This window comes from Ottowia pentelensis (assembly GCF_964341695.1).
This window is the reverse complement of the sequence record NZ_OZ224513.1, coordinates 2729685-2750815: the sequence shown is the minus strand read 5'-3', so window position 1 is coordinate 2750815 and position 21131 is coordinate 2729685. Positions and strand designations below refer to the sequence as shown.

The window sequence follows — 21131 nt, the reverse complement described above, 5'->3', positions numbered from 1 at the left end:
ATCAACGGGTAAAGCGATGATTTTTCCGCCTGAAGTTTCCATTTCGGCATGGCTATCCGCGACCTCGACCTGACCACGCTGCGCCTGTTCGTCGCCGCCTGCGAGCTGCGCAACATGGCGCGCGCGGGCGAGCAGGAGCACATCGGCGCCTCGGCCATCAGCAAGCGCCTGGCATTGCTGGAGGAGCAGGTCGGCGCGCCGCTGCTGGAGCGCCATCGGCGCGGCGTGGTGCCGACGGCGGCGGGCGAAATCCTGCTGGAGCACGCGCGCGCGCTGCTGGCCACGTCCGACCGCGTGGCGCGCGACATGACGGCGTATCGCCATGGCGTGAAGGGGCAGGTGCGGGTGCTGGCCTCGATGTCCTCGATCACCGAATCGCTGCCCGACGACATCGCCGCGTTCCTGGCCAAGCCGGAGCACGCGCAGATCCGGGTCGACATCGAGGAGCGCACCAGCTCGGCCATCGTGCAGGCGCTGCGCGAGGGGCTGGCGCCGGTGGGGGTGTGCTGGGATGCGGCCGATCTCGAAGGCCTGCAGACGCGGCCCTACCGCAGCGACGAGCTGGTGCTGGTGGTGCACCCGGGCCATGCGCTGGCCCGGCTGCGTGCCTGCCACTTCGCGCAAACGCTGGCGCACGACCATGTGGGCCTGCCCACGCACACGGCGGTGCACACCATGCTGGGCCGGGCCGCCGCCATCATCGGCCAGCCGATCGCCTACCGCGCCGTGGTCTCGACCTTCGACGCCGCCCTGCGCTGCGTGCAGGCCGGCCTCGGCGTGGCCGTGGTGCCGCGCGAGATCGTGCGCCGCGCGGGCGATGCATCGCGCATGAAGATCGTGCCGCTCAAGGACGCCTGGGCCAGGCGGCGCTTTGCGATCTGCTTTCGCGACTACGAGCGCCTGTCACCGGCGGCGCGGCTGCTGGTCGACCACCTGAGCCAGGGCTGAACGCTGCCGCAGCCGGCACACGCGCAAGCCCCACTACGGTGCCGCCTTGCCGGCCTCGACCCGCGCCGCCTTCGACACGGTGGCCTCCTCGCCGATCAGCCCGCGCGGGCGCAGCACCAGCACCGCCATCAGCACCAGGCCGATCAGGATGATCTGCGCCGCGCCGCCCTTGACCTGCATGGTGGCGGGCAGCAAGACCTGCGCCGCGCTGCCGCTGAGCGTCCACACCGCCCACATCAGCACGGCGCCCAGCACCGCACCCTTGTTGTTGCCGCTGCCGCCGACGATCAGCATGCTCCAGATCTGGAAGGTCAGGATCGGCATGAAGTCTTCCGGGCTGATGTAGCCGATGAAGCTGGCGTTGAGCGCGCCGCCCAGGCCCATCACCGCCGAGCCGATGACGAAGGACTGCAGGCGGTAGCTGAAGGCGTTCTTGCCCAGCGACTCGGCCGCCGCCTCGTCCTCGCGGATGGCCTTCAGCACGCGGCCCCAGGGCGAGCGCACCATGGCCTCCAGGGCGGCGTACAGCACGACGACGATGACGACCAGCAGCCCCAGCAGCAGCCCGTTGCGCCCCGATACGCTGGCGATCAGCCCCGGCAGCGGGCGCGGAATGTCGGTGATGCCGCGGCTGCCGCCCGTCAGCCACGCGGTGTTCAGCGCGATCAGCTGCAGGGTGATGCCGATGCCGATGGTGACGATGGCCAGGTAGTCCTCGCGCAGCCGCAGCGTGGGAATGCCGACGATGAAGGCCACCACGCCCGCCGCCAGCATGGCGCCGAGCAGTCCGACGACGAAGGGCAGGCCCCAGCCTGCCACGATGCCCGCATGCGCCGGACCGCACAGCAGGGCGAAGGCATACGCCCCCACCAGGTAGAAGCCCGACACGCCGATGTTGAACAGGCCGGTGTAGCCCCATTGCAAATTAAGACCCAGGCACACCACGGCGAACACCAGCGCCTGGATCAGGAAAAACACGAGGTAGGAGATCAAGCCGCTCATGTCTTCTCTCCCAGGATCCCCGTCGGGTGGATCAGCAGGATCAGGAACATCAGCGCGAACGCCACCGCCGGCTTGTAGCCCGGGTCGATGAAGGCCACCGACAGCGACTGCGCGACGCCGATGACGAGGCCGCCCAGCACCGCGCCGTAGATGCTGCCGATGCCGCCCAGGATGGCGGCGGCGAACATCGGCAGGATCAGGGTGAAGCCCATCTCGGGCGAGATCTGCACCGTCAGGCCGAACATCGCGCCGCCCACCGCCGCCAGCCCGCCGCCAATGATCCACACCCAGCGGATGATGCGCCGCACGTCGATGCCGGTCACCTGCGCCAGCGCCGGGTTGTCCGACACCGCGCGCATCTGCTGGCCCAGGCGCGTGCGCGTCAGAAACAGGTGCAGCGCCACCATCAGCACGGCGGTCAGCACCACCACGAAGATTTCGTTGGCCGACAGCCGCACGCCCGGCAGCACCTCCTGCGCGATGGCGATGCTGCGCGTGTAGTACTCGGGCTGCGAGCCCCACACGAACACGACCACGTTGCGCAGCATCAGCGAGGCGCCAAAGGACGCGATCACCAGCGCCACCGCCACGTCGCTCTTGCGCAGCGGGCGGTACAGCGCCCAGTCCAGCACCAGCGCCAGCACGGCCGTCAGCACCAGCGCCAGCAGCAGCCCGCCCAGAAAGCTCCAGCCGAAGGTGAACGGGCCCAGCGTGGCGCCGCCGCTGAAGGCGCCGACGAACAGCAGCGCGAAGTAGGCGCCAAAAGTCAAAAACTCCCCGTGCGCGAAGTTGGCGAAGCGCAGGATGTTGTAGGTCAGCGTCAGGCCGATCGCGCCCAGCGCCAGGGTGGCGCCCAGCACGATGCCGTCGGCCAGGTATTGGGCAATCATGTGAGCCCCCTTCTGGCACCCAGGTACAGCGCGCCGACCTCGGGGTTGGCCAGCAGCTCGGCCGCCGCGCCGCTGACCTGCTCGCGCCCTTGCGCCAGCACGTAGCCGCGGTCGGAGATGGCCAGCGCGGCGCGCGCGTTCTGCTCCACGATCAGCAGCGTCACGCCCAAGTCGCGCACCTCGCGCACCTTGGCGAACACCACGCCCACCAGCTTGGGCGACAGGCCGGCCGAGGGCTCGTCCAGCATCAGCATCGTCGGGCGCGCCATCAGCGCGCGCGCCACCGCCACCATCTGCCGCTCGCCGCCCGACAGGGTGCCAGCGGCCTGCCGGCGCCGCTCGGCCAGGCGCGGAAACAGCTGGTACATGCGCGCCAGGTCCTCGGCGATGCCGGCGCGGTCGTGGCGCGCGCAGGCACCCAGCTCCAGGTTGTCCTGGATCGTCAGGCGCGCGAACACGTTGGCGGTCTGCGGCACGTAGGCCAGGCCGCGCCCGACCATGCGGTGCGCGGCCTCGCCCACCAGGCTGTGGCCGAACAGCTGCACCTCGCCGCTGCGCACCGGCACCAGGCCGGCGATGGTCTTGATCAGCGTGGACTTGCCGGCGCCGTTGGGCCCCAGCACGGTGACGATCTCGCCGCGCGCCACCTGCAGGTTGGCGCCGCGCAGGATGTCGACCTCGGGCGTGTAGCCGGCCACCAGGTCGCGGATCGACAGCGCGAGTTCGGACTGCTGGCTCATGCTGCCTCCCCGCCGAGATAGGCCTCGAGCACGCGCGGGTCGCTGCGCACGGCCTGCGGCGTGCCCTGCATCAGCAGCCGCCCCTGGGCCAGCACCAGCACCGGGTCGCACAGCTGGGCGATCAGGTCCATGTTGTGCTCGATGATGAGAAAGGTGATGCCGCGCGCGTGCAGCTCCTGCAGCTTGTCCATGATGGTGGCCAGCAGCGTGGGGTTGACGCCCGCGCCGGGCTCGTCCAGCAGGATCAGCCTGGGCTCGGCCATCAGCACGCGGGCCAGCTCCAGCAGCTTTTGCTGGCCGCCCGACAGGTTCTTGGCAAACTCGCCCGACAACCGCTCCAGCCCGACGAAGTCCAGCACCTGGCGCGCCTGCTCGCGCACGCGCCGCTCCTGGGCGCGCACGGCGGGGCGCGCGAACCAGTTGTTCCACAGGCGCTCGCCGGCCTGACCGGCGGGCGCCAGCATGGCGTTTTCCAGCACCGTCATGCTGGCGAAGGGCCGCGGGATCTGGAAGGTGCGCACCAGCCCTGCGTGAAAGATGCGGTGCGGCGGCTGGCCGCCGATGGCCTGGCCCAGAAACGAGATCGAGCCGGACGTGGGCCGGTGCGCGCCCGCGATGGTGTTGAACAGCGTGGTCTTGCCGGCGCCGTTGGGGCCGATCAGCCCGGTGATGGTGTGCGCGGCGAGCGTGAAAGACACGCCGTCCACCGCGCGCAGACCGCCGAACTCCTTGACCAGATCACGGACCTCGAGCATCGCTGTCCCCTTTGTTGTTGTCACGCGGGCGGCCGATCCAGCGCCGCCCACGCGGGGCTTTCAAGCGGCTACTTCTTGGCCGTGCGCATCGCGTCGATCTGGGCCACGGTCACCATGCCCGTTCCTTCGACCTTGCCCTGGGCCGAAACGTTCCACACCTGCATGGGCGCGGCGATGTCGCCGTTGGCGTCGAACTGCAGCGGCCCGGTGGCGCCAACGTACTGGATGCTCTTGCCTTCGGCCAGCAGCTGCGCGGCCTTCTTCAGCTCGGCCACGCCGGCGTAGACCTTCTCGCCCTTCGGGTCGGTCACCTTGCGGATCGCGTCGCGAATGGCCGGGCCCTTGCTGCTCTTGGCCTGCTCCATCGCCAGCCCGATCAGCACCGTGGCGTCGTAGGCGTTGGGGATGTAGGCCTGCGTCGGCAGGGTGCCGAACTTGGTCTTGAACTCGCCCTGGAAGGTGGCCAGCGAAGGCGTGGTGTCGGTGCCCGGCGCGGTGCCGTGCACGTCCTTCATGTACTGCGCGCCGACGTCGTTGACAAAATCTTGCGACTCCAGCCCGTCGGGAAACAGGAACTTCTGCGGCCCGCCGGCGGCGATCCATTCGCGCGTGATGGTGGTGCCGTCGCCCGGATAGCCGATCAGGAACAGCGCGTCGGGCGTGGGGCCGAGGGCCTTGCCGACCTCGGCGCGGTACGAAGGCTGGCTGGGGTTGTAGACCACGTTCTCGGTCACCGTGCCGCCCAGCTGCTTGAAGCCGGCCGTGAACTCCTGGCTCAGGCCCTGGCCGTACGGGTTGTTCAGGTACATCACCGCGACCTTCTTCAGGCCCGCGTCGTGCGCCACCTTGGCCATGGCCAGGCCCTGCAGCGCGTCCGACGGGCAGGTGCGGAACCAGAAGCCGCCGGTCTTGCCCTGCTTGGCCAGGTCGCTGAAGGTCGGCGAGGTCGATGCCGGCGAAATCTGCACCACCTGGCTGGGCGCGGTCACCGAGGTCAGGATGGCGGCACTGACGCCGCTGGACAGCGCGCCGATGATGGCCGGCACCTGCTGCACGTCCACCAGCTTCTTGGCCGCGTCCACGCCCACCGAGGGGCTGGTCTGGTCGTCCAGCAGCGACAGCTTCAGCTCGCAGGTGTTGCCGCTGCGCGCGGCGTTCAGGTCGCTGATGGCCAGCTCGCTGCCCTTGGCGATCTGCTGGCCCAGCACGCCCAGCGAGCCGGTGAGCGACATCACGGCGCCCACCGTGGTGCTGCAGGCGGCTTCGGCGGGCGTCATGCCCAGGGTTGCCAGCGCAAGGCCGATGGCGGCCAGTTTCAGGGACGGGTGTTTCATGTCGAAAACCTCCACAAGGTCAACACGCCACAAACGGCGGCAACGGACCTGTCCCGAAGGAATGAAGGCATCGAGGCATCTGCCCAGCATCGGATGGCAATCCGAAAAACAGCGGGGAGAGTCATCTGGTGTTGACGATCCGGTCGCCGGGCGAAGAACACTTTACATCGCATCGACTGACTTTGCAGGGAAGCGCTCGGCCTGCCTGCCGTATGAAAGAATGCCGCCATGCAAGACGCAGACGTGCTCATCATCGGCGCCGGCATGGCCGGCGCCTCACTGGCCTGGCGCCTGGCGCGCGGCGGCCAGCGCGTGCGGCTGCTGGAGCGCGAGGCGCAGCCCGGCATGCACAGCACCGGCCGCTCGGCCGCCATGTTCATGGAAAGCTACGGGCCGCCTGGCGTACGGGCGCTGACGCGCGCCAGCCGTGATTTCTACCTGCAGCCGCCCGCCGGTTTTGCCGACGTGCCCCTGCTCACGCCGCGCCGCGCGCTGTTCGTGGCGACGGCCGAGCAGCACACCGCACTGGAGCGCATGCAGGCCGAGCTGGCGGCCGGCGGCACCGTCTTGACGCTATTGAATTCGGAGCCGCTCGCGCAGGCGGCGCCTGCGCTGCGGGCTGATTTGTTTCAAAGCGCGCTGCTGGACGAGAACGGCTTCGACATCGACGTCAATGCGCTGCTGCAGGGCTTCTTGCGCGGCGCGCGCCAGGCCGGCGCGCAGCTGTCGACCGGCACGCAGCCGCAGGCGGCCGAGCGCGCCGGCGGCGGCTGGCGGGTGCGGCTGTCCGACGGGCAAAGCGTGCAGGCGCGCGTGGTGGTCAATGCGGCGGGCGCCTGGGCCGACGAGCTGGCGCCGCTGTTCGGCGCCGCGCCGATCGGCCTCACGCCGCGCCGGCGCAGCGCCTTCACCTTTCGGCCGCCGGCGGGCGTGGACGTGTCGGACTGGCCGATGGTGGCCGACGTCGACGAAGCCTGGTACTTCAAGCCCGACGCCGGCCAGTTGCTGGGCTCGCCGGCCAACGCCGACGCGGTGGCGCCGCACGACGTGCAGCCCGAGGAGCTGGACATCGCGCTGGGCATCCACCGCATCGAAGAAGCCACCACGCTGCGCATCGAGCGGCCCACCGCCACCTGGGCCGGGCTGCGCAGCTTCGTCGACGACGGCGAGATCGTGATCGGCTTCGACGATGCGTGCGCGGGCTTTTTCTGGCTGGCCGGACAGGGCGGCTACGGCATTCAAAGCGCGGCCGGGGCCAGTGCGCTGGCGGCCTGCCTGGTCACCGGCGCGCCGCTGACGGACGAGTTGATCCGTCACGGAGTCGACCCGCAGGTCGTGGCGCCGCGGCGCCTGCGCTGACGATGGGCGTGCGTGCCCTGGGCTTACGCGCCGGCCAGCGAACGCAGGCCGTTCACGTTCAGCAGACGCAGCTGGCGCCCGCGGCCGGCGATCAGCCCGCGCTCGCGCAGCTGGCGCAGCACGCGCGAGAAGGTCTCGGGCGCGATGCCCAGTTGCGCGGCAATGGAGCGCTTGCGCTGGCGCAGCGTGACGGCCGGCTGCGGGGATGCGTCGGGCGCGGGCTCGACGTGGCGCAGCAGCCATTCGGCGCAGCGCGCCTCGGCGTCCTTGCCCAGCCGGCTGACGGCCAGCTCGGCCTGCTGGCGATGCGCCTGCGCCAGGTCGCGCACCAGCGCCAGCGTGGGCGCGGGCAGGGTGCCCAGGTCGGCCGAGAATTCGGCCAGCGGCACGGCGCGCGCCTCGACCGGGGTGTCGGCCACCACGTCCATCAAAGGGGCTTGCCCCAGCACGGCGCTGCCGGGGTCGAGCCAGCATGGGCCTTCGATCCAGCCCAGCTGATGCGCCAGGCCGTCGGGGCCCAGCAGGCCCATGGCCAGGCGGCCACGGGCGATGTGGTAGATGGCGTCGTGGGGGCGGGCTCGGCGCAGCAGCACCGCGCCGGCCGGCAACAGGACGGCCTGGTGGGTCGGGTCGGGCAGGGGAACGGTGAGCATGGGCGCACTGTGCCTTTGGCCCACGGCCGGGGCATTGATGCACATCAACCACGCGAAAGTTGTCGAGGGCGCGCGCCGCCCTCGCCAAGGAGTTCTGAGTTGACGCAAACGAGCGCGCGCGCCATGCCCCTGCAAGCCGCCAGGACGCCATGGCATCGCTGGGCGCGCGCCGCCCTGGCCCTGGCCCTGAGCGCCGTACTGGCCGCGTGCGGCGGCACGGGCGAGCTGGCGCGCCCGCGCACGATGGACATCACCGTGCTGGGCTTCAACGACCTGCACGGCAACCTGGCGCCGCCGGGCCTGGCGGTCAACGCCGCCGCGCCCGACGAAGCGCCGGTGCCGGTGCCCGCTGGCGGCGCGGCCTACCTGGCCACGCTCGTCGCCCAGCAGCGCGCGGCGCATCCGCACAGCGTGCTGGTGGCGGCGGGCGACTTGATCGGCGCCTCGCCCATGGTGTCCTCGCTGTTCCTGGACGAGCCCACCATCGAGGCGCTGAACCTGATGCGGCTGGACTTTGCCGCCACCGGAAACCACGAATACGACCAGGGCTGGCACGAGCTGCTGCGCCTGCAGCACGGCGGCTGCGAGCGCTTCACGACCAGGGTGCCGTGCCAGCTCAGCCAGCCGTTTGCCGGCGCGCGCTTTCAGTACCTGGCGGCCAACACCGTGCGCGCCGACGGCCAGCCGCTGCTGCCCGCCACCGGCATCCGGTTCTTCGAGCAGGACGGCGTGCGCATCGGCGTCGGCTTCATCGGCCTGACGCTGAAAAACACGCCGCACATGGTGCGCCCCAGCGGCGTGGCGGGCCTCAGCTTTGCCGACGAGGCCGCCACCGTCAACGCGCAAATCGCGCCGCTGCGCGCGCAGGGCGCCGATGTCATCGTGGTGCTGATCCACGAAGGCGGCCGCGCCCGCAGCGGCTTGCAGGACGCCAGCTGCAGCGGCCTGTCGGGCGACATCGTGCCCATCCTCGACCGCCTGTCGGACCAGGTCGACCTGGTCGTCTCCGGCCACACGCATCGCGCCTATGTGTGCGACTACGCGCGCGTCAACCCGGCCAAGCCGTTCTGGCTGACCAGCGCCGGCCTGTACGGCACCCTGCTGACCGAGGTGCAGCTGACGGTGGACGTGCGCACGCGCCGCGTGGTGCGGCGCGCGGCGCGCCAGCACATCGCGCAAGGCCAGGCCTTCACCGGGCCGCGGGGCGCGGTGCCGCTGCAGCCGGCCTGGCCCGTGCTTGCGCCCGACCCGGCGGTGGCCGCGCTGGTGGCGCGCTACGAGGCCGCCGCCGCGCCACTGGCGGCCGCCCCGGTCGGCCGCCTGGCCGCGCCCGCCACGCGGCAGCCGGGCGCCCACGGCGAATCCGTGCTGGGCCGCATCGTCGCCGACGCCATCCTGGCCGCCACCCAAGGCCCGGCGGCCGGCGGCGCGCAGCTGGCCTTCATGAACCCGGGCGGCGTGCGCGCCGACCTGGTGCCGGCCGCCGACGGCCGCGTCACGTATGGGCAGCTGTACGCGGTGCAGCCCTTCGGCAACACGCTGATGACGCTCACGCTGAGCGGCGCGCAGATCCGCCAGCTGCTGGAGCAGCAGTTCGACAGCGGCACCAACACCGTCGCCAGCCCGCGCATCCTGCAGGTGTCGCAAGGCTTCGACTACGCCGTCGACCGCACGGCCCCCGCCGGACAGCGCATCCGCGCGATGCGCCTACACGGCCAGCCCATCGAGCCGCAGCGCGCCTACCGCGTCGGCGTGCAAAGCTACCTGGGCGCGGGCGGCGACAACTTCAGCGTCTTCACCCAGGGGCGCGACAACGTCGGCGGCGGGCTGGACGTGGACGCGCTGGCCGACTACATCAGCGCGCAAAGCGCCAACGGACCGATGGCGCTGCCGCTGGCGGAGCGGATTTTGGGGCGATGATGTGCCGCAGTTCGGGGCGGGCAAGAAAAAACCCGCACGTTGCAGCAACGGTGCGGGTTTTGATGTGGTGCCGGCTGCCGGAATCGAACTGGCGACCTACGCGTTACGAGTGCGTTGCTCTACCAACTGAGCTAAGCCGGCTTTTCTCGTAAAGTCTGCGATTATAGCTGGCGGCTTGCCCGTTATTGGCCCGTCATCGACCCCCTCAACCAACCGCCCAGGAGGCTCTTGAACATGCTGAAGACCGATCACCTGACCGATACCCGTGCGCTGCTGGATGTGGCGCCCGAGCGCGGCGCGCCCTCGCGCCGCCAGGCGCTGGGGCTGGCGCTGGGCGTGGGCTATGCGGCGGCCACCTTGCCGGCGCTGGCGCAGTCGGCCATCAAGACCTCGTCGGACGGCCTGACCACGGGCGAGGTGACGATCGACGTCGCCGGCTTCAAGATGCCGGCGTTTCGGGCCCAGCCGGCGGGCAAGACCGGCCTGCCGGTGGTGCTGGTGCTGTCGGAGATCTTCGGCGTGCACGAGTACATCGCCGACGTTGCGCGCCGCTTCGCGCACGCGGGCTATCTGGCCATCGCGCCCGAACTGTTCGTGCGCCAGGGCGACGCGCAAAGCTATGGCGAGCTGTCCAAGCTGATGAGCGAGGTGATCGCCAAGGTGCCCGACGCGCAGGTGATGGGCGATCTGGACGCCACCGTGGCCTGGGCGGCGGCCAACGGCGGCAACACCGACAAGCTGGGCGTGACCGGCTTTTGCTGGGGCGGGCGCCAGGTGTGGCTGTATGCCGAGCACAACCCGAAACTGAAGGCCGCCGTGGCCTGGTACGGGCGGCTGGTGGGCCAGCCCACGCCGCTGGCGCCCACCAACCCGCTGGACGGCGCGGCGCAGCTGAAGGCGCCGGTGCTGGGCCTGTACGGCGGCGCCGACACCGGCATTCCGCTCGACACGATTGATACGATGAAAAAAGCCTTGGCCGAGGCCGGCGCCAAGGGCAACGCCGCCGCCAAGGCCTGCGAGTTCGTGGTCTACCCCGATGCGCCGCACGCTTTTCATGCCGACTATCGTCCCAGCTACCGCAAGGAAGCGGCCGAGGATGGCTACAAGCGCGCGCTGGCCTGGTTCAAGGCGCACGGGGTGGCTTGACAAGTCGGGTACGCTGGTTGGACGCAAGCCGCCCGCGAGGCGGCTTTTTTGATGTTTTTTGGCTCTGGCCTTTGCCAGGCAGGCGCGAGCAGCTATGAATTTGATTGCAATCCTGACCGGTACCCTGATTGCCGGCGTGGGCAGCGTGTGGATCGCCGCCACCCTGTCCTTCGGCGTGCTGGCGCGCTACACCCAGCACATGCTCAGCCTGGCGGCCGGCGCGCTGCTGGCCACGGCCTTCATCCGCCTGTTGCCCGAGGGCTTCGAGAGCGGGGTGGAGGTGCACGTGCTGTCGGCCACGCTGCTGGCCGGCCTGCTGTTTTTCTTCTTGCTCGACAAGGCCGAGCTGTGGCACCACGGCCATGAGCACCATCCCAGCCTGCCGACGCTGGACGAGGCCATGGTCGACGCCGACGTGATGCACGAGCACGCCCACGCCCATGCGCAGGCCGACGCCCATCACCACGACCACGCCGGGCACGCCCATGCCGCGCCGCAAGGCGGTGGCGGCTGGGCCGTGCTGACGGGCGACGCCGTGCACTGCTTTGGCGACGGCGTGCTGATCGCCTCGGCCTTCCTGTCCAGCCCCGCGCTGGGCTGGGCCGCCACGCTGGCGGTGCTGGTGCACGAGGTGCCGCACCACATGGGCGATTTGGCGGTGCTGCACCAGGGCAGCCGCCGCCGGTGGCGCACGGCGCTGGTCAAGGTGTCGCTGGCCGGCGCGGTGACCGCGCTGGGTGGGCTGGCCGGCTGGGCGCTGGTCGAAAGCCTGAACGGGCTGCTGCCCTATCTGCTGATGCTGGCGGCCAGCAGCTTTATCTATGTGGCGCTGGCCGACTTGATTCCGCAGCTGCAAAAGCGCCTGAACGCGCGCCAGACGGCGGCGCAGATTCTGTGGCTGCTGGTCGGCATGGGGCTGGTGATCGCCGTCGGCCTGGCGGGGCCGGAGCACGCGCATTGAGCTGGCCGAGCTGGCCGGCTGACCCTTACCCCTTGGCCACCGGCAGGCCTGGCGTGCGGCTCCACTCGCTCCAGCTGCCGGCGTACAGCGCCACCGGCGGGTAGCCGGCCAGTTCCATGGCGATGATGTTGGGCACGGTGCTGACGCCGCTGCCGCAGTGGTGCACCACGCCGGCGGCGTCGCGCCCGGCCAGCAGGGCGGCGAACTCGGTCTTGAGCTGCGCGGGCGACTTGAAGCGCCCGTCGGGCCCCAGGTTGTCGCCGAAGGGGCGGTTGAGCGCGCCGGGGATGTGGCCGGCAATCGGGTCCAGCGGTTCGACCTCACCGCGGTAGCGTGGCGCGCCGCGCGCGTCGATCAGGGTTTGCGTGGGCTGGCCCAGGTGCTTGGCGACCTCTTGCGTGCCGACCCAGTGGCGCAGCTCGGGCTTGAGCTCGAAGTGGCTGGGCGCGCGCGCCGGCGCCGGCCCGCTGGCGGTGGCGCCGCCGGCCGCCAGCCAGGCCGGCAGGCCGCCGTCGAGCACGGCCACGGCCTCGTGGCCGGCCCATTTCAGCATCCACCACAGGCGCCCGCAGTAGTTGGCGCCGTTGCGGTCGACCACCACGGCTTGCATGGTGTTTTCAAAGCCCAGTCGGCGCAGGGTCTGCGCGAACAGCTCTCGTTTGGGTAGCGGATGGCGGCCGCCGTTGACGGCGTCTTGCGGCGCGTGCGCGCTCAGGTCGCGGTCCAGATGGGCCTGCACGCTGCCGGCGATGCGCTGCTGGGCAAACATCGCGTCGGCCTTGGCCGGGTCGGCCAGGTCGAAGCTGCAGTCGAACACCATCAGCGGCGCGCCGCTGGCCTGCAAGGCCTGGAGTTGATCGACCGAAATCAGGTGGGTGAACATCAGAACTCCTCGGCGGGCAGTTGGGGCAGGGCGCGGGCGCGCAGCACGGTGGCGGCCATGCCGCAGGCGATGATCAGCGCCATGCCCAGCCAGCCCAGCGGCGGGATGTGGTCGCCGAACAGCGTCATGCCCAGCAGCGCGCCGAACACGATGCCCGAGTATTGCAGGTTGGCCACCACGATGGTCGAGCCGTGGGTGTAGGCGCGCGTCATGCACAACTGGCCCAGGGCGCCCAGCAGGCCCATGGGCAGCAGCCACAGCGCCTGCGGCGTGGCCAGGCTGTGCGCGCCGAAGACCAGCATGCCGCCGGCGCCGGCCACCAGCGCGGCCAGCGAGAAATAAAACACCGTGCGCGTCTCGGGTTCGCCCACGCGGCCCAGCGCGGCCACCTGCATGTAGGCCAGCGCCGCCATCAGGCTGCCCAGCAGGCCGACCAGGCCGGCGAACAGCTGGTTCTGGTCCAGCGTGGGGCGCAGCAGCAGCACCACGCCGCCAAAGCCCAGCATCACCGTCAGGATCAGCGGGCCCTGGCGGCGCACGTCGGCCAGCTTGCCCAGCGCCAGGGTGCCACCGATGACGAAGGCGGCGATCCAGATGCCGCTCATATAGTTGAGCGTGATGGCGGTGGACAGCGGCAGGTGCGCGATGGCGTAGAACCAGGCCAGCAGCGAGGCCACGCCCACCACGTTGCGCCACACGTGCATCATGGGCACGTGGGTGCGCAGGCTGACGCCGCGCGAGCGCGCCAGCACGCCGACGACAAGCACGCTGATGAGGCCGCGATAGAACACCACCTCCAGCGGCGTGTAGGTGTCGGAGGCGAACTTGATGCACGCGCCCATGCCGGCGAAGAACAGCGAGGCGGCGACCATCCAGGCGGCTTGCATGATGAGACGGACTACCCCCGTTGCTCCACTCGCTGCGCGATGTTTCGGCATCCCCCCTCAAGGGGGCAACGCCCGTGGCCGGGGAGACCCCGGCCACGGCGATTGCTGGCATGGCCTGCTCTGCGGCCGCGGGGCTCTTGGGCGCTCATGCAATGCGGGGCAGGCGCGGTTTGATGTTGTTTCTGAATTCGTCAGGTGGTGGTGACCAGGCCCATGGCACGCCGGTACCACTCATGAAAGTGCTGCATGCCGTCTTCCATCGGGCTTTGGTAGGGGCCCACCTCGTTGTCGCCGCGCCGCATCAGGGCCTTGCGGCCGGCATCCATGCGCTCGCCGATCTCGTCGTCCTCGACCGCGGTTTCCATGTAGGCGGCGCGCTGCGCCTCGACGAACTCGCGCTCGAAGCAGGCGATCTCCTCGGGGTAGAAGAACTCGACCATGTTGAGCGTCTTCTCGGGGCCGATCGGGTGCAGCGTCGACACCGTCAGCACGTGCGGATACCACTCGACCATGATGTGCGGGTAATACGTCAGCCAGATGGCGCCGCGCGTGGGCAGCGCGCCGCCCTGGTAGCGCAGCAGCACCTCGTGCCACAGCTTGTAGGCGTCGCTGCCCGGCCGGCCGAAGCTGGGTGCCACGCCCACGGTCTGCACCGAGTAGTCGCGGCCGAACTGCCAGCTCAGGTCTTCGCAGGACACGAAGTTGCCCAGGCCGGGGTGAAACGGCCCGACGTGGTAGTCCTCCAGATAGACCTCGATGAAGGTCTTCCAGTTGTAGTTGCACTCGTGCAGTTCGACGTGGTCCAGCGCGTAGCCGTCGAACGAGAGCTCGGCGGCCACCTTCATGCCGGCCAGGTCGGCGCCGATGTCGCGGCCGTTGTCCTCGAACAAGAGGCCGTTCCACTCGCGCAGCGCGTAGTTGTTCAGGTCGAGGCCCGGATCGTGCGCGAAGTGCGGCGCGCCCAGCAGCTCGCCGCCGGGCGCATACGTCCAGCGGTGGATGGGGCACACGATGTTGCCACCCGCGTGGCCCTTGCCCTGGCCCTGCAGGTTGCCGCGCCCACCCAGCATGATGGCCTGTCGGTGGCGGCAGCAGTTGGAGATCAGCTCGACCTGGCCCTGCGCGTTGCGAACCAGCGCGCGGCCGTCCTGCTCTTGCCTGAGGGTGCTGTAGTCGCCCGGGTGGGGCACCGCCAGCGCATGCCCGACGTAGCGGGGGCCGCCATCGAAGAGCAGCTTCTTTTCACGCGCGAACAGCGCCGGATCGAAATAGGAATGGACGGGAAGTTGAGTTGCCGCCTGCTGGTGTTGAAGACTTAAATCAGACATCGAGTTCCGACCTAGAGACTCCCCCTATGAAGGGGCAGGAAAAAGCGCTTGGCATCCGCAGATCTTGGGCGCGCGAATTCTCCGAAGGGATGGGTTGGGAGAACCGCGCATTTTAGCCGACCCGCACTGGCATGACGCTTGGGGTGAGGCGAGGAGGACCGACTTCCAGCGCGCGCCAGCCCCGCTTTCGGGCGGCGCAATTGTTACGTTAAGCTACAACAGGCCGAGTGCTTGACGCTTGTCGTTGGGGCCCGCGGGAACCTTGCAGCAGGCCAACGCGGCCACGGCGTCGCCGATCGATTCAACATCCAAAAAATTTCATGCAAAGACGACAATTTCTGTATGCGGGCGTTGGCCTGTTGGCAAGCACGCTGGCCGCCTGTGGTGGCGGTGACGACGACCTGCTGGCGCGCCGAAACGTGCTGCAACTGTCCGCCACCGAGCGCCAGGACTTTGTCGACACGCTGCACGCCATGAAGCGGCAGGCCTCGGCCTACGAGCCCGAAACGAATGCCTACGACTACTTTGTCGAACTGCATGGCGAGGCGTTCTCAAGCCATTACAACGCCCACATGGGCGCTGCTTTCTTGCCCTGGCACCGCGAAATGTTGCGGCGCTTCGAGCGCGAACTGCAGCGCGTGTCGGGCGATGCCGAGATGACGCTGCCGTACTGGAACTGGCAGCAGGCCGGCGCGTGGCAAACCATCTTCACCGACGATTTCCTGGGCGGCAACGGTGATCCCAACGACAAGTTCATCGTCAAGAGCGGCATGTTCCGCGAGGGACTGTGGGCCATGGGCGCCAAGTTTGACGAGACCCCGGACGAGTTTTCCGACACCGATGGCGATGGCTTCCCCGACATCGACACGACGCCGCTGAGCCGCCGCGGCCTGACCCGGCGCTTTTCGTTTGCCGGCCAGGATGCGGACAGCCTGGCCATCGTCGACCCGTTCATGGCCGAGCAACCCCTCAGCCGCCTGTTGGCCCACCCGGACTATGACGCTGCGCCGTACATGGAAAGCATGAGTTCAGCCCAGGAGCGCGTCGAGAACTTTGACGCCTGGAACGCGCAAAGCATGCGCAAATACGTCGAGCGCGTGCTGCACAACCCGGTGCACGCCATGATCGGTGGGCAAATGGGCACCGCCACCTCGCCCAACGATCCGGTGTTTTTTCTGCACCACGCCAACGTCGATCGGCTGTGGTCGCTGTGGCAAAAAGCCCATGGCGACCAAGGCTACCCCAGCAGCGCGCAGGACGGCATGACGGGCCGATCGGCCCCGCTCGACCTGTTCTCGGGCCGCGTGCCGGTGGAGAGCACCTTCGACCTGGCGGCCCATTCGGGTGTGCAATACGCCGAAAGCTGAGGACGAAGGGTCTGCGCGTCCGGCGTGGCAAGGTGTTGGCATGGCCTGCCCGGAGGGACTCGAACCCCCGACCTGCTGCTTAGAAGGCAGCTGCTCTATCCAGTTGAGCTACGGGCAGAAAAACCTGGAAACCGCAGTTGATCGCTTTCATTCTCCGATAAACCGGAACGGACAGCGAACTTGGCTGCTTCGATCGCACGCATCGGTTGCGGGGCCGCGCTATGCACTCGCCAGCACCACTCTCGGTGTGCCATGCGGCGTTGCTCGTCCTTGCAGGCCTGAGCCTGCCGCGTCCTCGCGTCTTGCCTGGCCCGCCGATAGCGGCACTGGCAAGCGCATCCAACTGCGGTTTCCAGGTTCAACGAAAACAGGCCCGACGGATGCGGGCCTGTGTGTTCGATGGTCGGAGCGGCGGGATTCGAACTCGCGACCCTCTGGTCCCAAACCAGATGCGCTACCAGGCTGCGCTACGCTCCGACAAGGGGCGCATTCTACCGTGCGGCGGCTCAGTGCCGCTGGTATTGGGTGGCGCCGAACAGCACTTCCATTTCGGCGGCGCTGCGGGTCGCCTTGCGGCGATCGGCCAGCACCTGCACGCCGCGCTGCACGGCGGGGCGTGCCGCGATGCGGTCGAACCAGGCCTTGAGCGCCGGGTAGTCGGCCCAGGCAATGCCCTGGTTTTGCCACGAGCGCAGCCACGGAAAGATGGCGATGTCGGCGATGCTGTAGTCGGCGCCGGCGATGTAGGCGCCGGTGCGCTCGATCTGCCGGTCCATCACGCCGTACAGGCGCCGCGCCTCGTTGGTGTAGCGGTGGACGGCGTACTCGATGGGCTCGGGCGCGTAGATGCGAAAGTGATGCGCCTGGCCCAGCATGGGGCCGACGCCGCCCATCTGGAACATCAGCCACTGCAGCACCTCGAATTTGCCGCGCGTGTCGGGCGGCAAGAATTGGCCCGTCTTGCCGGCCAGGTACAGCAGGATGGCGCCCGACTCGAATACCGAAATGGGCTGTCCATCGGGGCCGTCGGAGTCGACGATGGCCGGAATCTTGTTGTTGGGGCTGATGGCCAAGAACGCCGGCTTGAACTGGTCGCCCGCGCCGATGTCTACCGGGTGCACGCGGTAAGGCAGGCCGCATTCCTCCAGCATGATGTGCACCTTGTGGCCGTTGGGCGTGGGCCAGGAATGAACGTCGATCATGAGCGAGATCCTGAAAGTCGGGGCGCTGGTCCGGCCCTGTGCCGGCTGCGCAGCCGGCAGCTTAGCAGTCGGCCCGCGGGCGCCGAGGCGCGCTCATACGCCTGTGACGAGCCGCGCCATCACCACGATGATGGCCACCTGCATCGCGCCCTGGCTGGCCACCACGTAGTAGAAGCGGCTCATGGTGCGGCCGATCCAGGCGCCGTCGGGACGCTCCTTTTGCAGCTCCAGGCAGATGCGCAGGCTGGTGGGCAGCAGGTAGCCGATGCCCTGGAGGGTCATCAGCGTCACCAGCACCAGCGCCGCCGCGATCCAGCCGAACTGCGGCCAGGGCAGTTGTGTCAGGCCCATCTGCACGGCCAGGAACCAGCCGGCGGTGCCGGTGATGATGGACAGCGTGGGCAGCAGAAACAGCGTCACCGGCGTCAGCCGCGTCAGGATGGCCTTGCGCACCGGCACGTCCACGCGCCGCAGGATCGGCCCGATGACGAAGCCCATGAACAGGTCGATGCCGGTCCACAGCACGCCGCTCATCACGTGCACCCAGTTGAGGAACCACAGGTTGCCGATGACGATGGCCGCCACCATGACGGCCAGCGCCGCGGCCACATACCACAGGTAGTGCAGGCGGATCAGCGAGACGGGGGGGGCTGCGGTGGCAAGGGCGGTGGTCATGGTGCACCTCGCAGGCAATGGCCGGGCGAAGGCCATGGTACGCCGTTTGACCGAGTCGGGCAGCGCTTCAGAATGCGCAAAACGTCATCCGAATCTCATGCTCCCGCGCTAACCGTTAACTATATAAAACATAGCTGCCCGCGCTTGATGGACGGGCGCTACAGGTGATTTTAATCAATGGTCTGCCGTAGCGGCCGATGTGCGGGTCGGTGCGCCGTCAACCCGGCTTGCGCGATCGGCTCAGCCGGCGCGCATTGGCGCGGGCGCGCCGCTGAAAGGGCCTCAGGGCGTTGTTGGCCGTGCTCGCCATGGCATGGGTGGACCACTGCGGCGCCTGGCCGCGGGCCCAGGATGACCAGGCGCCGAAGAACAGTTGCTGCGACAACGTGACCGCGCTCGCCAGCATGGCGAAGTACGACTCGGTTGCCGCCGCCTGCTTTTCGGCAAACATGCGAAAAAACTCGACCTGGCCGTTGGCCGACAGCAGGGCGCCCGGTTGGGTGAGCTGCAGCGTGCGGCTGGCGATGACCAGGGGCGAGTGCCAGGCCAGGCTGCTGAGGGTCTGGGCGAGTTGAAAGGGGCTGGAGCGGGACGGGGTCATGGCTTGAAAAATGTACGGGATCCGAGGGCCGGGGCAGGGGTTGATCACGAGGCCCCGGCGGTGTCTTGCTCTTGTCGCGCCGCGCGCACCAGCACCGGAATGTCCTTGTACGCCGGCGTGCGCGTGTGCAGCGACAGGTTGCTGGCCGCCAGCAGCGGCGTGGCCTCGGGAAAGTACGCCGCCGCGCAGCCGGCGGGGATGTCGTAGCGCACGGCCTTGAAGCCGCGCACCACGCGCTCGTGCTCGTCCTCGTCGCCGCAGCCGTGCAAGTCCACCAGCTGGCCGTCGCGCAGGCCACGCGCCTGCAGGTCGGCCGCGCTCAGGAACACCACGCGCCGGCCGCCGAACACGCCGCGGTAGCGGTCGTCGGGGCCGTAGACGGTGGTGTTGAACTGATCGTGCGAGCGCACCGTCATCAGTGCCAGCACGGCCTCGCCGTGGCGCTGGCGCGCGCGTGCCACCGCGCCCGCCGTCGGCACCGGGTGCACGTTGAACTCGGCCTTGCCGCTGGCGGTCTTCCACTGGCGCTCGCGCGCGCTGTTGGTCAGCGTCAGGCGGCCGCGCTCGGCCAGCTTGCGGTTGAAGTCGGCGAAGTCGTCGTTGATGCCACGCTGCACGCGCTCGATGTGCTCGCGGATCTGGCCGTAGTCGGCGGCCATGGCGGCCCAGTCGATGCCGCCGGCCGGCACCAGCGCCTGACCCAGGCCGCAGACGATGGCCGGCTCGCTCATCATGGTGGCGGCCAGCGGGGCCTGGATGCCGCGCGAGCTGCGCACCGTGCTGGTCGAGTCTTCCACGCTCACCACCTGCGGGCGGCCCTGCTGCAGGTCCAGGTCGGTGCGCCCCAGCGTGGGCAGCAGCAGGCCGACCTGCCCCGGATGGCAGTGCGTGCGGTTGAGCTTGGTGGCGATGTGCAGCGTGAAGCGGCAGCCCGACAGCGCCGCCAGCACGCGAGTGGAGTCGGGCCCGGCGACGGCGAAGTTGCCGCCCAGGCTCAGCAGCGCGCCCAGGTCGCCGCGCAGCAGGCGCTCGGTCACGCCGGCGGCGTCCAGGCCCGCCTGGCGGGTGATGGCGGCCTGCGGAAACTCGCCCGTCAGGTTGTCGAGCCAGCGCGCCGGCATGGTCGAGGTGGCGCCCATGGTGCGGTCGCCCTGCACGTTGCTGTGGCCGCGCACCGGCATGGCGCCGGCACCGGGGCGGCCGATGTTGCCGCGCAGCAGCAGCAGGTTGGCCAGGGTCTGGATGGTGGCCACGCTGTGCTCGTGGTGCGTCAGGCCCATGCACCAGGTGGCCATGGTGGCCGGCGCCTCGGCGTACAGCTGCGCCAGCTCGTCGATCTGCTCGCGCCGCACGCCCGACTCGGCCACCAGCAGGTCCCACGACTCGGCCGCCAGGTCGGCCGCCACGGCCTCGAAGCCGGTGGTGTGCTGGGCGATGAAGGCCTCGTCGATCGGGCGCGGCGCGCCGCTGGCGCGGGCCTGCTCGTCCAGCTCCAGCAGGCGCTTCATCACGCCCTTGAACAGCGCCAAGTCGCCGCCGATGCGCACCTGGATGATGCGGTGCGCCACCGCCATGCCGCGGCCCGTCAGCATCTCGCCCACCGCCTTGGGGTCGGAAAAATTGGTGAAGCCGCGCTCGCGCAGCGGGTTGATGGCCACCACCTTGGCGCCGCGCCGCGCCGCGTCGTGCAGCGCCGCCATCATGCGCGGGTGGTTGGTGGCCGGGTTCTGGCCGATCACCAGGATCAGGTTGGCGCGCTCGAAGTCATCCAGCTGGCAGGTGCCCTTGCCCACGCCGATGGCGGCCTTGAGCGCGTAGCCCGAGGGCTCGTGGCAGAAGTTGGACGAGTCCGGCAGGTTGGAGCAGCCCCAGGCGCGCGCCACCAGCTGCCACAAGAACGCCGCCTCGTTGCTGCTGCGTCCTGAGGCGTAGAAGGCGGCCTGATCGGGTCCCAGCGCGCCCAGCTCGCGGCCCGTGATCTCGAACACCTGGTCCCAGCCGATGGGCGTGTAGTGCCCGCTCTCGGTCGTGTACAGCAGGGGCACCGTCAGCCGCCCCTGCGATTCCAGCTCGTAGTCGCTGAGCGCGCGCAGCTGTTCCAGCGAATGGCCGGCAAAAAAATCCGGCCCCGGTGCCTTGCGCGTCATCTCCCAGGCCACGGCCTTCTGGCCCTGCTCGCAGGTGTCGACCACGGCCTTGCCCGGCTTGTCCGGAAAGGCGCAGCCCGGGCAGTCGAAGGCGCCGGGCTGGTTGGTGCGCAGCAGGCCGGTGCCGACCTTGCCGGCGATCTCCTGCAGGCGAAACACCTTGAAGGTGCTCTTGACCGCGCCCCAGCCGCCGGCGGGGTGGTTGCTGCGGTCGATGCGGATGGTGTTGGGGTCTTCCGTCATGGGTGATTCGGGCGAAGGGGTGTTATGCACGCCGGGCTATCCGGACGTGTTCAAACCTCGCACGATAACCGCACGGCGCTGACGGTGCCA

The 21131-nt window shown here is 69.5% G+C and carries 19 protein-coding genes and 3 tRNA genes; 6 read left to right on the top strand and 16 right to left on the bottom strand.

Features of this window, described 5'->3' with window-relative positions; translation table 11 throughout:
• Positions 1-54: 54 nt before the first annotated feature.
• Positions 55-948, top strand: coding sequence for a LysR family transcriptional regulator (locus tag ACWHMB_RS13295; protein WP_293220404.1), 894 nt, complete (start codon positions 55-57; stop codon positions 946-948).
• A 33-nt stretch (positions 949-981) separates the two neighbouring features.
• Here the strand turns inward: ACWHMB_RS13295 and ACWHMB_RS13290 are convergent, their stop codons facing one another.
• The 5 genes from ACWHMB_RS13290 to ACWHMB_RS13270 all read right to left on the bottom strand — a co-directional run bounded on the left by ACWHMB_RS13290 (position 982) and on the right by ACWHMB_RS13270 (position 5669).
• Positions 982-1950, bottom strand: coding sequence for a branched-chain amino acid ABC transporter permease (locus tag ACWHMB_RS13290; RefSeq protein WP_377478853.1), 969 nt, complete (start codon positions 1948-1950; stop codon positions 982-984).
• Complete coding sequence (locus ACWHMB_RS13285; protein WP_377478851.1) at positions 1947-2840, bottom strand: branched-chain amino acid ABC transporter permease; 894 nt, start codon at positions 2838-2840, stop codon at positions 1947-1949. Before ACWHMB_RS13285 ends, ACWHMB_RS13290 begins: the two co-directional genes overlap by 4 nt.
• A complete protein-coding gene (locus ACWHMB_RS13280) occupies positions 2837-3580 on the bottom strand; it encodes an ABC transporter ATP-binding protein (RefSeq protein ID WP_377478849.1) in 744 nt (247 codons plus the stop codon). Before ACWHMB_RS13280 ends, ACWHMB_RS13285 begins: the two co-directional genes overlap by 4 nt.
• Positions 3577-4335, bottom strand: a complete 759-nt coding sequence (locus ACWHMB_RS13275; RefSeq protein ID WP_293220387.1) for an ABC transporter ATP-binding protein — start codon at positions 4333-4335, stop codon at positions 3577-3579. Before ACWHMB_RS13275 ends, ACWHMB_RS13280 begins: the two co-directional genes overlap by 4 nt.
• Before the next feature lie 68 nt (positions 4336-4403).
• Complete coding sequence (locus ACWHMB_RS13270; protein ID WP_377478847.1) at positions 4404-5669, bottom strand: ABC transporter substrate-binding protein; 1266 nt, start codon at positions 5667-5669, stop codon at positions 4404-4406.
• Positions 5670-5897: 228 nt separating this feature from the next.
• Here ACWHMB_RS13270 and ACWHMB_RS13265 point away from each other — a divergent pair, with 228 nt between their 5' ends.
• Positions 5898-7028 carry an NAD(P)/FAD-dependent oxidoreductase gene (locus ACWHMB_RS13265; protein ID WP_377478845.1) on the top strand — a complete coding sequence of 377 codons (1131 nt, stop codon included), beginning with the start codon at positions 5898-5900 and terminating at the stop codon, positions 7026-7028.
• 23 nt (positions 7029-7051) lie between these two features.
• On the opposite strand, the gene ACWHMB_RS13260 is transcribed toward ACWHMB_RS13265, so the two are convergent.
• Positions 7052-7681: a Crp/Fnr family transcriptional regulator gene (locus tag ACWHMB_RS13260; RefSeq protein ID WP_377478843.1), complete on the bottom strand. Its 630-nt coding sequence runs from the start codon at positions 7679-7681 to the stop codon at positions 7052-7054.
• 123 nt (positions 7682-7804) lie between these two features.
• On the opposite strand from ACWHMB_RS13260, the gene ACWHMB_RS13255 reads away from it, so the two are divergent.
• On the top strand, positions 7805-9601 hold the full coding sequence (locus tag ACWHMB_RS13255; protein ID WP_377478841.1) for a bifunctional metallophosphatase/5'-nucleotidase: 1797 nt from the start codon (positions 7805-7807) through the stop codon (positions 9599-9601).
• 65 nt (positions 9602-9666) lie between these two features.
• Here ACWHMB_RS13255 and ACWHMB_RS13250 read toward each other — a convergent pair.
• Positions 9667-9742, bottom strand: a tRNA-Thr gene (locus tag ACWHMB_RS13250).
• Between the two features lie 93 nt (positions 9743-9835).
• On the opposite strand from ACWHMB_RS13250, the gene ACWHMB_RS13245 reads away from it, so the two are divergent.
• Together ACWHMB_RS13245 and ACWHMB_RS13240 are read left to right on the top strand one after the other, a co-directional pair.
• Positions 9836-10747, top strand: a complete 912-nt coding sequence (locus ACWHMB_RS13245) for a dienelactone hydrolase family protein (protein WP_377478839.1) — start codon at positions 9836-9838, stop codon at positions 10745-10747.
• 94 nt (positions 10748-10841) lie between these two features.
• On the top strand, positions 10842-11708 hold the full coding sequence (locus ACWHMB_RS13240; RefSeq protein ID WP_377478837.1) for a ZIP family metal transporter: 867 nt from the start codon (positions 10842-10844) through the stop codon (positions 11706-11708).
• A gap of 25 nt (positions 11709-11733) precedes the next feature.
• Here ACWHMB_RS13240 and ACWHMB_RS13235 read toward each other — a convergent pair whose 3' ends face one another.
• The 3 genes from ACWHMB_RS13235 to ACWHMB_RS13225 all read right to left on the bottom strand — a co-directional run bounded on the left by ACWHMB_RS13235 (position 11734) and on the right by ACWHMB_RS13225 (position 14806).
• Entirely contained in the window at positions 11734-12591 is an 858-nt protein-coding gene (locus ACWHMB_RS13235; RefSeq protein WP_377478835.1) for a sulfurtransferase, read from the bottom strand.
• Complete coding sequence (locus tag ACWHMB_RS13230) at positions 12591-13478, bottom strand: DMT family transporter (RefSeq protein WP_377478833.1); 888 nt, start codon at positions 13476-13478, stop codon at positions 12591-12593. The genes ACWHMB_RS13235 and ACWHMB_RS13230 overlap by 1 nt, the downstream gene beginning before the upstream one ends.
• A 191-nt stretch (positions 13479-13669) precedes the next feature.
• Positions 13670-14806, bottom strand: a complete 1137-nt coding sequence (locus ACWHMB_RS13225) for an aromatic ring-hydroxylating oxygenase subunit alpha (protein WP_377478831.1) — start codon at positions 14804-14806, stop codon at positions 13670-13672.
• A gap of 320 nt (positions 14807-15126) precedes the next feature.
• Between ACWHMB_RS13225 and ACWHMB_RS13220 the strand changes: the two genes are divergently transcribed.
• Positions 15127-16173 (top strand): tyrosinase family protein, encoded by a 1047-nt coding sequence (locus tag ACWHMB_RS13220; RefSeq protein ID WP_377478829.1) that lies wholly within the window; start codon positions 15127-15129, stop codon positions 16171-16173.
• Between the two features lie 41 nt (positions 16174-16214).
• On the opposite strand, the gene ACWHMB_RS13215 is transcribed toward ACWHMB_RS13220, so the two are convergent.
• From ACWHMB_RS13215 to ACWHMB_RS13190, 6 genes are all read right to left on the bottom strand, one after another.
• Positions 16215-16291 (bottom strand) — tRNA-Arg (locus tag ACWHMB_RS13215).
• A 282-nt stretch (positions 16292-16573) separates the two neighbouring features.
• Positions 16574-16650: transfer RNA gene (locus ACWHMB_RS13210), tRNA-Pro, on the bottom strand.
• A 29-nt stretch (positions 16651-16679) separates the two neighbouring features.
• On the bottom strand, positions 16680-17375 hold the full coding sequence (locus ACWHMB_RS13205) for a glutathione S-transferase N-terminal domain-containing protein (RefSeq protein ID WP_377478827.1): 696 nt from the start codon (positions 17373-17375) through the stop codon (positions 16680-16682).
• 93 nt (positions 17376-17468) lie between these two features.
• Positions 17469-18050, bottom strand: a complete 582-nt coding sequence (locus ACWHMB_RS13200) for a hypothetical protein (protein WP_377478825.1) — start codon at positions 18048-18050, stop codon at positions 17469-17471.
• Positions 18051-18267: 217 nt separating this feature from the next.
• Complete coding sequence (locus ACWHMB_RS13195; RefSeq protein WP_293221977.1) at positions 18268-18651, bottom strand: hypothetical protein; 384 nt, start codon at positions 18649-18651, stop codon at positions 18268-18270.
• Between the two features lie 44 nt (positions 18652-18695).
• Positions 18696-21041 carry an FdhF/YdeP family oxidoreductase gene (locus tag ACWHMB_RS13190; RefSeq protein ID WP_447648558.1) on the bottom strand — a complete coding sequence of 782 codons (2346 nt, stop codon included), beginning with the start codon at positions 21039-21041 and terminating at the stop codon, positions 18696-18698.
• Positions 21042-21131: the final 90 nt, after the last annotated feature.

What these genes read in the sequence shown, in the direction of transcription:
- ACWHMB_RS13290 (WP_377478853.1), bottom strand. Translation starts at nt 1,950, where the DNA reads ATGAGCGGCTTGATCTCCTACCTCGTGTTTTTCCTGATCCAGGCGCTG.
- ACWHMB_RS13285 (WP_377478851.1), bottom strand. Translation starts at nt 2,840, where the DNA reads ATGATTGCCCAATACCTGGCCGACGGCATCGTGCTGGGCGCCACCCTG.
- ACWHMB_RS13280 (WP_377478849.1), bottom strand. Translation starts at nt 3,580, where the DNA reads ATGAGCCAGCAGTCCGAACTCGCGCTGTCGATCCGCGACCTGGTGGCC.
- ACWHMB_RS13275 (WP_293220387.1), bottom strand. Translation starts at nt 4,335, where the DNA reads ATGCTCGAGGTCCGTGATCTGGTCAAGGAGTTCGGCGGTCTGCGCGCG.
- ACWHMB_RS13270 (WP_377478847.1), bottom strand. Translation starts at nt 5,669, where the DNA reads ATGAAACACCCGTCCCTGAAACTGGCCGCCATCGGCCTTGCGCTGGCA.
- ACWHMB_RS13265 (WP_377478845.1), top strand. Translation starts at nt 5,898, where the DNA reads ATGCAAGACGCAGACGTGCTCATCATCGGCGCCGGCATGGCCGGCGCC.
- ACWHMB_RS13260 (WP_377478843.1), bottom strand. Translation starts at nt 7,681, where the DNA reads ATGCTCACCGTTCCCCTGCCCGACCCGACCCACCAGGCCGTCCTGTTG.
- ACWHMB_RS13255 (WP_377478841.1), top strand. Translation starts at nt 7,805, where the DNA reads ATGCCCCTGCAAGCCGCCAGGACGCCATGGCATCGCTGGGCGCGCGCC.
- ACWHMB_RS13245 (WP_377478839.1), top strand. Translation starts at nt 9,836, where the DNA reads ATGCTGAAGACCGATCACCTGACCGATACCCGTGCGCTGCTGGATGTG.
- ACWHMB_RS13240 (WP_377478837.1), top strand. Translation starts at nt 10,842, where the DNA reads ATGAATTTGATTGCAATCCTGACCGGTACCCTGATTGCCGGCGTGGGC.
- ACWHMB_RS13235 (WP_377478835.1), bottom strand. Translation starts at nt 12,591, where the DNA reads ATGTTCACCCACCTGATTTCGGTCGATCAACTCCAGGCCTTGCAGGCC.
- ACWHMB_RS13230 (WP_377478833.1), bottom strand. Translation starts at nt 13,478, where the DNA reads ATGCAAGCCGCCTGGATGGTCGCCGCCTCGCTGTTCTTCGCCGGCATG.
- ACWHMB_RS13225 (WP_377478831.1), bottom strand. Translation starts at nt 14,806, where the DNA reads ATGTCTGATTTAAGTCTTCAACACCAGCAGGCGGCAACTCAACTTCCC.
- ACWHMB_RS13220 (WP_377478829.1), top strand. Translation starts at nt 15,127, where the DNA reads ATGCAAAGACGACAATTTCTGTATGCGGGCGTTGGCCTGTTGGCAAGC.
- ACWHMB_RS13205 (WP_377478827.1), bottom strand. Translation starts at nt 17,375, where the DNA reads ATGATCGACGTTCATTCCTGGCCCACGCCCAACGGCCACAAGGTGCAC.
- ACWHMB_RS13200 (WP_377478825.1), bottom strand. Translation starts at nt 18,050, where the DNA reads ATGACCACCGCCCTTGCCACCGCAGCCCCCCCCGTCTCGCTGATCCGC.
- ACWHMB_RS13195 (WP_293221977.1), bottom strand. Translation starts at nt 18,651, where the DNA reads ATGACCCCGTCCCGCTCCAGCCCCTTTCAACTCGCCCAGACCCTCAGC.
- ACWHMB_RS13190 (WP_447648558.1), bottom strand. Translation starts at nt 21,041, where the DNA reads ATGACGGAAGACCCCAACACCATCCGCATCGACCGCAGCAACCACCCC.